The 13,510-nt window shown below is 57.5% G+C and carries 16 protein-coding genes; 11 read left to right on the forward strand and 5 right to left on the reverse strand.

Annotated elements, in window-relative coordinates; genetic code table 11:
- Window positions 1-7: 7 nt before the first annotated feature.
- The gene (locus ACYZT6_RS23175) at window positions 8-313 is read right to left on the reverse strand and encodes a DMT family transporter (protein WP_462028782.1); all 306 of its coding nucleotides are present in this window, start codon (window positions 311-313) and stop codon (window positions 8-10) included.
- Window positions 314-952: an FMN-dependent NADH-azoreductase gene (locus ACYZT6_RS23180; protein WP_462028783.1), complete on the reverse strand. Its 639-nt coding sequence runs from the start codon at window positions 950-952 to the stop codon at window positions 314-316.
- 123 nt (window positions 953-1,075) lie between these two features.
- Here ACYZT6_RS23180 and ACYZT6_RS23185 point away from each other — a divergent pair, with 123 nt between their 5' ends.
- Both ACYZT6_RS23185 and ACYZT6_RS23190 read left to right on the forward strand, forming a co-directional pair.
- Window positions 1,076-1,978: a LysR substrate-binding domain-containing protein gene (locus ACYZT6_RS23185; protein ID WP_462028784.1), complete on the forward strand. Its 903-nt coding sequence runs from the start codon at window positions 1,076-1,078 to the stop codon at window positions 1,976-1,978.
- A 128-nt stretch (window positions 1,979-2,106) separates the two neighbouring features.
- Window positions 2,107-2,637 (forward strand): ferritin-like domain-containing protein, encoded by a 531-nt coding sequence (locus ACYZT6_RS23190; RefSeq protein ID WP_462028785.1) that lies wholly within the window; start codon window positions 2,107-2,109, stop codon window positions 2,635-2,637.
- Window positions 2,638-2,742: 105 nt separating this feature from the next.
- On the opposite strand, the gene ACYZT6_RS23195 is transcribed toward ACYZT6_RS23190, so the two are convergent.
- Window positions 2,743-4,818 carry an AsmA family protein gene (locus tag ACYZT6_RS23195; protein WP_462028786.1) on the reverse strand — a complete coding sequence of 692 codons (2,076 nt, stop codon included), beginning with the start codon at window positions 4,816-4,818 and terminating at the stop codon, window positions 2,743-2,745.
- A gap of 385 nt (window positions 4,819-5,203) precedes the next feature.
- Here ACYZT6_RS23195 and ACYZT6_RS23200 point away from each other — a divergent pair, with 385 nt between their 5' ends.
- The 7 genes from ACYZT6_RS23200 (at window position 5,204) to ACYZT6_RS23230 (ending at window position 10,413) form a co-directional block, all read left to right on the forward strand.
- Window positions 5,204-5,629 carry a hypothetical protein gene (locus tag ACYZT6_RS23200; protein ID WP_462028787.1) on the forward strand — a complete coding sequence of 142 codons (426 nt, stop codon included), beginning with the start codon at window positions 5,204-5,206 and terminating at the stop codon, window positions 5,627-5,629.
- Window positions 5,630-5,802: 173 nt separating this feature from the next.
- Window positions 5,803-6,435 (forward strand): TetR family transcriptional regulator, encoded by a 633-nt coding sequence (locus ACYZT6_RS23205; protein WP_010464134.1) that lies wholly within the window; start codon window positions 5,803-5,805, stop codon window positions 6,433-6,435.
- Between the two features lie 270 nt (window positions 6,436-6,705).
- The gene (gene ureE, locus ACYZT6_RS23210) at window positions 6,706-7,206 is read left to right on the forward strand and encodes an urease accessory protein UreE (protein WP_462028788.1); all 501 of its coding nucleotides are present in this window, start codon (window positions 6,706-6,708) and stop codon (window positions 7,204-7,206) included.
- Complete coding sequence (locus tag ACYZT6_RS23215; protein ID WP_462028789.1) at window positions 7,203-7,877, forward strand: urease accessory protein UreF; 675 nt, start codon at window positions 7,203-7,205, stop codon at window positions 7,875-7,877. Before ureE ends, ACYZT6_RS23215 begins: the two co-directional genes overlap by 4 nt.
- A 23-nt stretch (window positions 7,878-7,900) precedes the next feature.
- A complete protein-coding gene (ureG, locus tag ACYZT6_RS23220) occupies window positions 7,901-8,515 on the forward strand; it encodes an urease accessory protein UreG (RefSeq protein WP_059405780.1) in 615 nt (204 codons plus the stop codon).
- 29 nt (window positions 8,516-8,544) lie between these two features.
- Entirely contained in the window at window positions 8,545-9,117 is a 573-nt protein-coding gene (locus ACYZT6_RS23225; protein WP_461983898.1) for a HupE/UreJ family protein, read from the forward strand.
- A gap of 168 nt (window positions 9,118-9,285) precedes the next feature.
- The gene (locus ACYZT6_RS23230) at window positions 9,286-10,413 is read left to right on the forward strand and encodes an AGE family epimerase/isomerase (protein ID WP_462028790.1); all 1,128 of its coding nucleotides are present in this window, start codon (window positions 9,286-9,288) and stop codon (window positions 10,411-10,413) included.
- A gap of 118 nt (window positions 10,414-10,531) precedes the next feature.
- On the opposite strand, the gene ACYZT6_RS23235 is transcribed toward ACYZT6_RS23230, so the two are convergent.
- Window positions 10,532-11,299, reverse strand: coding sequence for an SDR family oxidoreductase (locus ACYZT6_RS23235; protein WP_109627729.1), 768 nt, complete (start codon window positions 11,297-11,299; stop codon window positions 10,532-10,534).
- 284 nt (window positions 11,300-11,583) lie between these two features.
- Window positions 11,584-11,844 (reverse strand): hypothetical protein, encoded by a 261-nt coding sequence (locus ACYZT6_RS23240; protein WP_462028791.1) that lies wholly within the window; start codon window positions 11,842-11,844, stop codon window positions 11,584-11,586.
- Window positions 11,845-12,187: 343 nt separating this feature from the next.
- Here ACYZT6_RS23240 and ACYZT6_RS23245 point away from each other — a divergent pair, with 343 nt between their 5' ends.
- Together ACYZT6_RS23245 and ACYZT6_RS23250 are read left to right on the forward strand one after the other, a co-directional pair.
- Window positions 12,188-12,790, forward strand: a complete 603-nt coding sequence (locus ACYZT6_RS23245; protein WP_462028792.1) for a hypothetical protein — start codon at window positions 12,188-12,190, stop codon at window positions 12,788-12,790.
- A gap of 1 nt (window position 12,791) precedes the next feature.
- Complete coding sequence (locus tag ACYZT6_RS23250) at window positions 12,792-13,493, forward strand: dCTP deaminase domain-containing protein (RefSeq protein WP_462028793.1); 702 nt, start codon at window positions 12,792-12,794, stop codon at window positions 13,491-13,493.
- Window positions 13,494-13,510: the final 17 nt, after the last annotated feature.

The raw sequence follows: 13,510 nt of genomic DNA on the forward strand, positions 1-13,510 counted from the left end.
ATCCGCCCTACTTCAGCCCCACCACGCCCGCCACGATCAGCCCCACCGACACCAGTTTGATCGCGGTCAGGCTTTCGCCCAGCAGGGCAAAGCCGAGAAACACCGTGCCCAAGGAACCGATGGCGGTCCAGATCGGGTAGGCGATGCTCACCGGCAACTCGCGCATGGCCAGGGTCAGGAAGTAAATCCCCCCGACGGCTGCCACCACCGTGATCAGCGATGGCCAAAGCCGGGTGAAGCCTTCGGCGTACTTCATTCCCATGGCGAAGGTGACTTCAAACCCGGCGGCGATCAGCAGAAACCACCAGGCCACCTAAAACTCCCTGGCCAGCGTCAGCAAACGCTGCTCGGCCTCAGCTGCCGAAATCTCGAAAGTGCGCGCGGCGGACTCTTCGCCTTCGGCGGCCACCACGGTGATGTCGGTGATGCCGATGAATCCCAGCGCGGTGCGCAGCAACGGATCGGCATGGTTCATCGCCTCCAGCTCACCGCCCGGCCCGAACCCGAAGCCGCCGCGACTGGTGACGATCAGGGCTTTTTTGCCTCGCACCAACGGCTCGTACTGGGCCACGCCATTGTCAAGCGTGTGATTGAACGTCAGCCCGAGCCGCACAATCTGATCGATCCAGGCCTTGAGGCCGCTGGGCACGCTGAAGTTGTGCATCGGTGTGGAAATCACCAGCAGATCGTGGCCCAGCAACTCGTCGACCAATTCATCGCTGAACGCCAGGTCGGCCTGCATCGACAAGGGTCGTGCGTTGGGCTCGGGATAAAACGCTGCAGCCACAAAGGCTTCGTTGACCGGTGGTATCAATGCCCGACCGACTTCACGGCGAGTCAGGTGAGACTCGGGATGTCGCGCCTGCCAGGCAGACAAAAACACTTCAGCCAAACGCCGGGAGTGCGAACGCTCGCCGCGCGGGCTGGCGTGAATTGCAAGAATCTGACTCATCTGAATCTCCTTCAGGGCTAAACTCAAACTACTTGTGGCTTGCAGCTTGAAGCTCGTAGCCGCCCATCTTCAACTGAGTAGAAATCAGTCTGGATGAATCCATTTCACCCATGGAGTGTTTGAATGTTTGCCTCGTTGCCGCTGACCGCCCTGCGCGCCTTTGAATCTGCCTCACGCCTGCTCAGTTTCAAGGCTGCCGCCGAAGAACTCTCAGTGACGCCAACGGCGGTGTCCCATCAGATTCGCTCCCTGGAGAATTGGCTCGGTGTGCCGCTGTTCGAGCGGCTGCCACGGCAAGTTCGCCTGACCGACTGCGGCGAACGGCTGTTCCGCAGCCTGCATGGCGCGTTGCTGGAAGTAGCGCAAAGCGTCGACACCCTGCGCCCGCAACGCAGCGGCGCGAGCCTGACGATTTCCACCACGGCCGCCTTTGCGGCGCTGTGGCTGGTGCCACGATTGGGTCGGTTCTACGCCCGTCATCCGAACATCAGCCTGCGCCTGGATACCCATTGCGAGGTCATCGATTTGCATCAGGACGCCAGCGTCGATCTGGTGGTGCGCTACAGCCTTGATGACTACCCGAACCTTTATGGCCTGTGCCTGTTCGACGAATCGTTCGGTGTCTACGGCTCGCCCGAGCAAGTGGCCCTGGCGGCTGATCGGGCGCCCACGCTGATCAGCGTGCGCTGGCATAACTCCAAACTGTACGCCCACGGCTGGGCGGCATGGTGCGCGCAGTCCGGCGAGGCCTGGCTGACGGGACAACCGGCGGTCCGTGAATACGACGAAGAGCATTACGCCCTGCAAGCCGCGATCGCCGGGCAAGGCCTGGTACTGGCGAGCAACATTCTGGTGTCGGAAAGCGTGGCCAGCGGTTTGCTGGTGGCTTATCGCGGCGAGATCCAGGTGGATGGCGCCGGCTACAGCGCGCTTTGCGTGCCTGGGCGCGAACGACATCCGCCGGTGCGGGCGTTCTTTGCGTGGTTGCGCGAGGAGGCATTGCTGTCTGGACACGCCTTGACGTAATTGCTTCGACCCTGGTCGGCGAATGCCAAATCACATAAAACTTTTCGCAACGCCTATCACTCACACCTTAGGTAGCGATCACTTCCCTAGAAGGTGACGCAAACCGGATTAGCCTCCAGGAGAACGAAATGAGTGACATGCATTTGTCTGATGTAACCACCCTTCGCGAACGTGCCCGCAAGAACGTCGAGAACGGCGCGGTGACCGAAAGCTACAGCGCCGACATTGAAGAAGTGCTGCGCCTGCTCAACGAATCGCTGGCCACCGAACTGGTCTGCGTATTGCGCTACAAGCGTCACTACTTCATGGCCAGCGGCTTGAAAGCCAACGTCGCGGCCGAAGAATTCCTCGAACACGCCACTCAAGAAGCCGAGCACGCCGACCGACTGGCCGAACGTATCGTGCAATTGGGCGGAGAACCGGAGTTCAACCCTGACCTGCTGTCGAAAAACTCCCACGCGCAATACGTGGCGGGCAATTCACTTAAAGAGATGGTCTATGAAGACCTGGTCGCCGAGCGGATCGCCATCGACAGCTACCGCGAGATCATTCAGTACATTGGCGAAAAAGACCCGACGACCCGGCGCATCTTTGAAGACATCCTGGCTCAGGAAGAAGAGCATGCGGATGACATGGCTGACATTCTGAAAGACCTGTAGCGCCTGTTAATAAGCCTTCGCGGGCAAGCCTCGCTCCTACAGGTTCAGTGTGATCCTTGTAGGAGCGAGGCTTGCCCGCGAAGGCGTCTTCACAAACGCTGCAAATCACTTGGTGGGCTTGACGGTCACCGGCGCCTTGCCCGCCTTCATCTGTTCCAGCAACGGTGCACACTGATTCGGCTCACCCCCACTCGGTGCCACCAACGCCAGCAACCCCGCCGCCGGCGCCGCAATCAGACCCAACGCAACCATCCCCGCCCCACGCAAAATCAGCGGCACAGCCTTCACACCCGCATCCGGCTTGATGAACTTGCCCCGCACATACAGCGGCGACCGCAACGAAATCAATCGCCAGCCTTTGGACTCCGGGGTAATCGTCAGGTCCAGTTGCTCCGTCGCCATGTTCGCGGTGCCATCGATATAGATGATCGCGTTCTCGGTATCGAACACAAACAGTCGAGTGGTGGCCAAACCGGTCTTGATGTCGAAGTCGGCTGCCGCGCAATTGATCTTCACTTCCTTGTCGCCAAAGATCTTGCCCACCACGTAGTTGCCGACGTTGAGCCCGGCCAGCTCCATCAACTCTCGGCTGATGGCACCGTCGTTGATCAGCATTTTCAGATTGCCATCGGCGCTGCCCAACAGCTTGGCTACCGAGTTGCCACGGCCAGTGATGTCGGCATCTCCATTGAGCTCGCCGAAACTGGTTTTCATCGGTTCAAAGGTCGGGAACAGCTGCTTGAGCTTGAACTTGCGCGCGGTGAGTCTGGCCCGGCCTTCCAACGGTTCGGTCCGGCCATTGAGGCGAATCTGCGCATCCAGGGTGCCGCCCGCCACGCCGAAACGCAGGGGTTCAAGACTTAGAACGCCATCGGTAAGCACCAGGTGAGTGTAGAGATCCTTGAACGGCAGTTTTTCGCTGTGGACGATGCGCTTGCCGGTGAATTCGACGTCGGCGTCCATGTCGCGCCAGCGCTCGGTCTTGAACTCCTCGACCGGCAACACCTTGTCCGTCGGCTGCTTGCTTTCGCCACCCCGGGCCTTTTGCTTGGCGTTGGAATCGGCGCCGATCAGCGGGGCCAGGTCGGCGAACAGCAGTTGATTGGAAACCAGCGACCCACTGAGTTTCGGCCGTGGTTGGCTGGCAACATAGGCCAGGCTGCCGTGGATGTCGCTCTCGCCGATCTTGCCGTTGAATTCTTCATAGCGGAACACCGCGCCGCCCGGTTCATGCAGCTTGGCGATCAAATGCCCGTCGGTCGCGTACGGCGGTGTATCCGGCAGCGTCACACCGGTCAGCGGATAGAGATTGCCCAGGCTGGTGCCGGCCAGTTTCAAGCGCAAGTCCAGGGCGCCGAGGTTCAGCGGATCGGTCAGCGTGCCGGCCAACTCGACGCTGGTGTCGGCGATTTTCACTTGCGCCTGAAGCGGGAACGGCCTGGCCGCGTCCTGCAACGCCAGCAACCCGCCGATCTTGCCTTCGCCCGCGAGTTTCTGGTCGTGGTACTGGCCTTTGACCTTCAGCGCGAACGCGTAATCCTGCGGCGCTGCGCCTTTCTCCTGCGCGGTTTTCGCGGCTTTGTCGCCGACGATATCGCTGAACGGAATCGGTTTGCCCAGCGGATCGATCAGCACATCGAGCTGAGTCTTGAGGTTCTGGTCGTCGAGGGTGACATGGCCCTTGTCGAAGCCGATGGCACCGATGTCCACCACCCAGCTCGAAGGCTCGGCGTTCGGATCTTTGGGGTCGAATTTGAACGTCCAGTTGGCGCGCCCATCAGCAAGACGCTGCAAGTCTGCATTCGGCTCAGTCAGGTCAATGCGCGGGATGACCACCCGCTGCGCCAGCAGCGCCAGGGGAGAAATGCGCAGCTCGACGCGTTTGAGGGTGACCATCTGCGGCTTCTTAGACCAGTCAGGGTTACCCAGGCTCAGGTCTTCGGCCACCACATGCGGCCACGGTACCCAGGCCCGCCAACCGCCCTCGTCGGGCTCGCGCTGCCAGACCACCGCGAGGTTGCCATTGATGGCAAACGGACGATGCAGTTCTTCAGAGACTTTGGCGTTAAGGGGCGGTTTGATCCGGTTCCAATCGAAGAACACGATGATCAGAACCAATACCGCCAGCAAGACAATCAGGCTGGCGAAGGTCCAGGTAACAATTTTACGAGTGCGCGTCATTGCACAGGGCTCCTGATACGACTGAGCGCCCTGACTGCGACGCATGTGTGAAACGTTAGGCCAGAACCGGCCTGCCATGAAATCTACGACTGAAAAACGGCTCGCAGGTTTAACCGAAACGCGATTAATCCTCAAATAATCGGCCGGGGACAGACTGCCCCCGAATCCGGTGTTACCGCCCCCGCACTTTTGTGCGGCACGAGTGAGTCGAAAACACCCACTCCAGGGCAAAAACCTTCGCCGGAAACGCCCGTTCTAGAGCGCTTCGGCAGAACAATCAATTTCGTTGATTATTACCATTGCGTTTATGAACTTTTATATCGACTTATCGAGAGTAGCATTGCCCTCGTACCCACTTTATCGCCCTCCCAAGGAGCAACCCATCATGAAACGCCAATTACTGCTTAGCCTTACCCTCTCAATGCTGGCCAGCACCGCTTTCGCTCTGCCAGCTGCTGACCAAGCCACTCCGCAAGTCAAAGACAGCCACTCGGTGTTCAGCCAAACCGTCGCTGCCGATGGTTCCGACCGCACCCCACAAGGCCAGACCCTCGCCGAAGGTGGTAATGATCGCCTGAAAGAAAAAGGCTTGATCACTGAGGACGGCTACGACAAAACGCCACAAGGCCAAACCGTTGCCGCTGACGGCTCCGATCGCACCCCACAAGGTCAAACCCTGGCTGCTGACGGTTCCGACCGCACTCCACAAGGCCAAACCCTGGCTGCTGACGGTTCCGACCGCACCCCAGGCCAAACCCTTGCCGAAGGTGGTGGTGACCGTGTAATCGAACGCAACAGCACTGTGAGCTGAGCCCATGGTGGCCCTGAAAAAAAGCCCAATCCCCGGATTGGGCTTTTGACTTTATAGGGTTTTGCCTTATAGAAGCAGCACATCCCCGCTTGATCCCCCGATAGACGTTCGACGCCAGCGAAGCCGATTTGCTAGAGTGCGCCGCTGTCCCTGTCCAGAAAAACACCCTTGCGATGCTGCCCCGCGCCGAACAGAAACAACAAACCCGCAACGCCCTGATGGACGCTGCCCGTCACCTGATGGAATGTGGTCGAGGATTCGGCAGCCTGAGCCTGCGCGAAGTCGCGAAAACCGCCGGGATCGTGCCCACCGGTTTCTACCGGCATTTCGCCGATATGGATGAACTGGGCCTGGTGCTGGTCAGCGAAGTCGGCCAGACCTTTCGCGAAACCATTCGCCTGGTGCGCCATAACGAGTTCGTCATGGGCGGCATCATCGACGCGTCGGTACGGATCTTTCTCGACGTGGTTTCGGCCAATCGCTCGCAGTTCCTGTTCCTGGCCCGAGAGCAGTACGGTGGATCGCTGCCGGTACGTCAGGCTATCGGACGTTTGCGTGAAGACATCAGCTCGGACCTGGCAGCTGATTTGTCCTTGATGCCGAAACTGCAGCATCTGGATATCGCCGGTTTGAGCGTGATGGCTGATCTGATCGTCAAAAGCGTGTTCGCGACTTTGCCGGACATCATCGATCCGCCGGCCGAGGCCCTGCCCGAGCACCTGACGCCCCAGGCAAAAATCACTCAGCAGCTGCGCTTCATCTTCATCGGCCTGAAGCACTGGCAAGGTCTGGGCAGCACCGAGTAAACCCGTGTGGGAGCGAGCCTGCTCGCGATGAGGGTGTGTCAGAAAACATATGTTTTGGATGACACTCCCTCATTGCGAGCAGGCTCACTCCCACAAAAAGTACTCAAGGCATCAAATTGGTGCCGCCAAACAACCCTCGCACCATTCCAGTTCAAAATTCTGCAGCACCCTGAAACACCCACTACGCTCCGACAGGTATTTCCTACGTATCGTCCGATTGGCAAGCACCTTGCTCTAGCCTGAGCATTGTCCATTGCTGGAAGTCCTCCGATGCTGGTGATTCATCGCAGAATCGACCCTCAACCCGTCTGGGCCGCTGAGTTGCACCTGACCTTCGAAGCTCGGAGCAAAAGCCGTTTGCGCTGTTTCAGTGCCGAAGGCGAGGACGTCGGGTTGTTTTTGGAGCGTGGTCAGCCGCCGCTGCATGACGGCGAATGCCTGCAAGCCGAAGACGGGCGCATCGTCCGTGTCTGCGCCCGCCCCGAACAATTGCTGCACGTCACGTGCGCCAACGCCTTCGAACTGACTCGCGCCGCGTATCACCTGGGCAACCGCCACGTCGCCCTGCAAGTCGGTGATGGCTGGTTGCGCCTGCTCGACGATTACGTGCTCAAGGCCATGCTCGAACAGCTGGATGCCCGTGTCGAAAACATCGAAGCCCCGTTCCAGCCGGAACACGGCGCCTATGGCGGCGGCCATCACCATTCCCGCCACGGCGACGAAGACTTCAACTACCCGCCGAAGCTGCACCAGTTCGGCGTCCGTTTATGAACCCGGCCTGGGCGCTGCTGCGCCTGGCCAGCCCACAACTGCCAATTGGCGGCTACAGCTATTCGCAAGGCCTGGAAATGGCTGTGGATAACGGCCGGGTGACGGATGCAGACAGCGCGCGACGCTGGATCAGCGATCAACTGCTGCTGAACCTCGCACGTTTCGAAGCGCCGCTACTGCTCGCCCATTGCGTGGCCGCCGGCGAAGAAAACTGGGCACAGTTGCTGCAACGCTGCGAAGAACACCGCGCCAGCCGGGAAACCCGCGAGCTGCATCAGGAAAGCCGGCAGATGGGCTACTCGTTGCAGCAACTGCTCAACGGCTTGCCGGAACTCGATGCGCCGGCCCGCGCCTTTCTCGAACAGCGCCCGGAACCGCACCTGGCCTTGGGCTGGGCGCTGGCCGCCCGCGCCTGGACGATCAGCCCCCAAGATGCGCTGGCGGCGTGGCTCTGGAGCTGGCTGGAAAATCAATTGGCGGTGCTGATGAAAACCTTGCCGCTCGGCCAGCAAGCAGCACAACGCCTGACCAGCGAACTGCTGCCGTTACTGCAACAAGCCCAGCAGAACGCCACACGAATCCACCCCGAACACTATGGCAGCGCCGCGTTCGGCCTGTCCCTGACGAGCATGGCCCATGAACGCCAGTACAGCCGTCTGTTCCGTTCCTAGGGCCTTTAAATTTGGAGAATCACATGAACACACAACCCCTGCGCGTCGGCATTGGCGGCCCGGTCGGCTCCGGCAAAACCGCCCTGACGTTGGCGCTTTGCCTGGCCCTGCGCGACCGCTACAACCTGGCCGTCGTCACCAACGACATCTACACCCGCGAAGACGCCGATTTCCTGGTGCGCAACGAGGCCCTGGCGCCGGAGCGAATCATCGGCGTGGAAACCGGCGGCTGCCCGCACACGGCGATCCGCGAAGACGCCTCGATCAACCTCGAAGCGGTGGATCAACTGAACCGGCGCTTTCCGGGCCTGGATCTGATTCTGGTGGAGTCCGGTGGCGATAACCTCTCAGCGACCTTCAGCCCGGAGCTGTCCGACCTGACCATCTATGTGATCGACGTCTCGGCCGGCGACAAGCTGCCGCGCAAGGGCGGGCCGGGAATCTGCAAATCCGACTTGCTGGTGATCAACAAGGTCGACCTTGCGCCGCTGGTAGGCGCTTCGCTGGAGATGATGGACAGCGACACCCAACGCATGCGCAACGGCAAGCCGTTTGTCTTCAGCAACCAGAAAACCGGTTTGGGCCTGGAAGAAATCATCGCCTTCATCGAACGCCAGGGCTTGCTGACCGCAGCCTGATCACGACTTATCAACAAGGAAGCTTATCCATGACACTTAAACGCATTCTGGGCGCCATGGCCCTGCTGCTGACTCCGGCCATCGCCTTCGCCCACCCGGGCCATGGCGACAACGGTTTGCTCGCTGGCATCAGCCACCCGATTGGCGGCCTCGATCACTTGCTGGCGATGATTGCAGTCGGTCTGTGGGCCGCGCAGCAAAAAGGCGCCGCACGCTGGGCACTGCCGTGCACATTCGTTGGCACCATGCTGATTGGCGGGCTGCTGGGTTTTGAAGGACTGAACCTGCCAGCGCTGGAAAGCGGGATCGCAGCGTCGGTGCTGGCGCTGGGTCTGGCGGTCGCTTTGGCAGTGCGTCCGCCGTTGAGCGTGGCGGTGGGGGCGACTGCTTTGTTTGCGCTGTTTCATGGTGTGGCGCATGGGCTGGAGTTGCCGGATATGTCGAGTCCTTGGGCTTATGCGGCGGGGTTTGTCGCGGCGACGGCGGCGTTGCATGCAGCGGGTTATGGCGTGGTGCGCGTACTGCCGCAAGCGGCGGCGCCGTTGGTTCGATTGGCTGGGGCGGCTTCGGCGGCGACCGGGGTCTGGTTGTTGGCGGGCTGAGTTTTTGATTGCCTGTGATGGCCTCTTCGCGGGCAAGCCTCGCTCCTACAGGCTCACCTGTCCCTCTGTAGGAGCGAGGCTTGCTCGCGAAAGCGGCCTGAGAGACACCGCATCTCTCAGGCCTGCTACCATGTCGCGCAATCAACCCTGCCGTGACGACGCCAGCCAATGCCGCCTGTTTCCCGCTCCGCCTCCCAGCCTGAATTGACCGCTCTGTTCGCCTCGGTGCAACAGCATTTCCAGGACGTGATCGTGCCGCTCTGGCAAGGACCCGGCTGGAATGCCGACATGGCGTTGCCTTATGAAGCGCTGGACGCCGGGCATCAGCCGCTGCCACCCCAGCGCTATCGGGCGATGGCCTGCGCGCGGCAGCTGTATCTGTTTTCCAGCCTGATTGGCCAGGTGCCGGCCGCCGAAGAGCGCGCCGCTGCGCTGTTCCGTTCCTTGCAACAGCATTTCCACGATGCCGAACACGGCGGCTGGTTCTACAGCATCGACCCGCAAGGTGCGCCGCTGGATCAGCGCAAAGACCTCTACACCCATGCCTTCATCCTGTTCGCGTGCGCCCATTACTGGGACAAGGTTCGCGAACCGCTGGTGGAATCGGTGCTCAACGCCACGCTGGAAGTGCTGGCGCGACGCTTCACCACAGGCGACGGCCTGTATGAAGCCTGCCTCGACCGTGACTGGTCCTCACTCAACTCCGGCCCTCTGCAAAATCCCCTGATGCACCTGGCCGAAGCCTTCCTCGCGAACCTGTCGGTGCGCGAAGACATCGCCGTGCAGCGTGCGCTGGTCGAGTTATGCACAGCGATGCAGAAGCGTTTTATCGACCCGCAACACAACGTGTTGATGGAGAAACCGCTGGGGGCTGTGGATAACTGGTTTGAACCGGGGCATCAGTTTGAGTGGTATTTCCTGCTGGAGTCTTCGTCGTTGCTGCGCGGTTCAAAACTGCATGCTTCGCTTGAGCGTGCATTTGCGCTCACCGAGCAACTGGGCGTCGACCCGCAAACCGCTGCAGTGCGGGCGTCGCTCGATCTGGACGGCCATCCCAAGGATGCCACCCAGCGTATCTGGGCCCAGGCTGAATACCTGCGCGCCCTGACGTTGCGCCCGGACAGCGAAGCCTCGGTGCAACGCCAATTGCAGGCGTTGCAGCAACGCTTTCTGCATGTGGATGGATGGTATGAATGTCGCGATGAGCAGGGCGAAGTCAGTCGCAAGGACATGCCATCGACGACGCCTTATCACTTGGCTACTTGCTACAGCGGGCTGGTCGATTATCTTCGCTGACTGACAGATTGCCTTCGCGGGCAAGCCACGCTCCTACAGGTTTAACGTGAATCGCAATGTTGCGAACAACACAAAACCTGTGGGAGCGTGGCTTGCCCGCGATGGCCGTTACGCGGTCTTAAGCCTTGTTATTGCGCTCAATCGCAAACCCGGCCCACGTCTGGCTCACCGGCATCAGCTCAAGGCTGTTGATGTTGATGTGCGCCGGCGCATTGAGCACCCAGAAAATGGTCTCGGCGATGTCCTGCGGCTGGATCGGCTCGGCACCGGCGTAGGTCGCGTTGTAACGCTCCTGATCACCCGCAAAACGCACCAGCGAGAACTCACTCTCGCACAGGCCCGGCTCAATATTGCTGACGCGCACACCAGTGCCTTGCAGGTCGCAGCGCAGGTTCAGCGAGAACTGCCCAACGAATGCCTTGGTCCCACCATAGACATGGCTGCCCGGGTACGGATAGTTGCCGGCGACGGAGCCGAGGTTGACGATACCGGCACCGCGACCGTGGGCGATCAGGCGTGGCAACAACAGGCGAGTGGCGTACATCAGGCCTTTGATGTTGGTGTCGACCATGGTGTCCCAATCATCGAGATCGCACTTCGGCGCCGGGTCAGCACCCAGTGCCAGGCCAGCATTGTTGATCAGCCCGCGCAGCTTGGCGAAGGACGGCGGCAGGTTGGCGATCGCCTCCTCCATGGCCTTGCGATCACGCACGTCGAGCACCAGGCCATGGACCTCGGTCTGCTTCGACAACTCGGCGCACAGGGCGTTGAGGCGTTCTTCACGACGGCCTGTCAGCACCAGTTTCCAACCGGCATCGGCAAAACGACGGGCACAGGCTTCACCAAAACCGGAGGTCGCGCCGGTAATAAACAGGGTGTTGGACATCGTGTTCTCCTTGCTTCGGCTGATCGGCAGCCATTGGAATAGAAAATCAGCAGGCAGCATGCCCGGCCTTGCTCACAGCGGCAACCGCCGTAAAACTGTACGAAAAACGATCAACCTCGCCAACGCCATAGTCACCGTGGCTTGCAGCCATGTACACGCACCTTATCCACAGGCCGGTCCACAGTTTCCGGGGGCAAGTGGAAAAGCTGGAAGCCCCTATCCACAAGGCTTTGCGGGCAGATTACAAAGTTTTTTGCTTGACCCTCGGGTGCCAGCTGTGCAGCTCAAGGCATTTTGCACGATCCGGTGATCAAACCGACGATGGCGCCAAGCCAGTAACTACGGCCCTCAGCCGACTCTTTCCAGAGTTTAACCACAGACTTATCCACAGGCTTGCCCTTCACATTTCGAGTCAGTTTGGTCGCCAACAAAAAGGTTGACAAAGCCGGTTCCGCGCCCAGCAAAAACACCTGATCAAAAAACAACCACATCGCTGCAAGCCACGGATTCAAAGGCTCGCAGACAGCTACTCCCACGTTATTCACAGCCAGCTCCACAGCAAACGGGGACAAGTCAAAACCGTGACAAAACAACTATTTGCAGCGGCTTTATGTCGCGCTTTGAGAGCTTGTGAATATTGTTTTCCACAGATGGCGGCCACCCTTCTTTCCTTCTGAACACGTTGCGGTGAAATTCGCAATTCGGCCCATTTGCCGAATATCAAAACTTTCAACCTTCTCAAGCTGAAAACGTGCTGCCATTATCCAGCATATGGATAGCTCTCCTTGATCCTATTAGGTATAATTTTTTCATTTTTATTTGATTGATACTAGAATTGAGATATCGGTTTAGGAATCTCGACTTAGAACTAACTTATAGGAAATGACCATGTCACTTCTCAGCCAGCTAGAAGAACTTCAGTGGAAACAACTACAACATGATGAAAAATATCATAAAGAGATATGGATCTTAAATGTTCAACAGCGAATTACACACATGGTTTTACACCTATCAAAATACAGCGCACAGTTAACATTGTCTGCACTAGAGAACAACATCGACGACTTAAAAAAATCCACAATCGACTCGTTAATAATAGTTACATCCTCGACAAATATCTTCAACAAACTTTTAAGTGAAATATCAATTAGCGAAAGTGAAAGAGAGCTTAAAAATATAGACTCGCTTGCATCCTACATACTGCAAGTCGAGGAGTTTCATGGCTACGAACCAATCATCGCCATGGCAATAAAAATAAATAGCCTTACTGGTAAAATGTGTAAAGCCGTTGAGTCGCTTGATCATTTGGAAGCCTACCCCTTCAAAGAATCTCTTTTATCCTCGCTTGCAACTGCATTTAGAACCTTGCTAGCGCTAGCTTGCCACTTGAAGATCGAAAACATTGAACACCCTATTAGCGAAAGACTATACGCAGTAGAGAAAAACAATATATTTTTCAATAGATTAGGCAATTATAAAACAGGGTATTGAAATGTTTTGGAGTGGAGACAAGCTGCATGCGCGACTTAAGGACTTAGTAGAAAACGCTGAAGGCAATACAGTTGGAATTGATGTCGACTGCGCTGCCATTTCCCTAACTGTTGGCAATGAAGTTTATATAACTCCTAGCAGTGAAAAAGATCCAAATGTAAAACAGATATTGGATGAAAAAAAACCACAATTTATCATCCCCAAAGGTCAGTTTGCTCTTTTACTCACTGCAGAAACTATATATGTTCCAGATAATGCGCTCGCATTAATATCATTTAAGGCGAAATACAAATTCAAAGGTTTAATCAATGTATCTGGATTTCATGTTGACCCTGGCTGGGCGGGACAACTAACCTTCTCCGTATATAATGCCGGCCCCACTGACATAGTTCTTGAAAGAGGAAAACCTTTTGCTCTTATCTGGTATGCCGATCTTGACAACAGTGCAACTTCTGCTTACGCAAAGCCAAAGTCAAAGCCAATAAAAAAACTGAACAGCGACAAAATTTCAGATATGACCGGAGAAGTTTTTTCTCCCTTTAAGTTGAAGCAAGAAATTGACGACTTAAAAAAAGAACTTTTAACTCTCGAAAGTAAAATAATCGCGAGATACTCGACAGTTATCTTTGCAGTATTTACAGCAATACTTGGCTTCGCAATAAAAGATCACGTTATAAAATTCTTTAACAGCTTTTTTGGTTAAAACGACCAACAATTATG

The organism is Pseudomonas sp. RT6P73 (genome assembly GCF_054897715.1).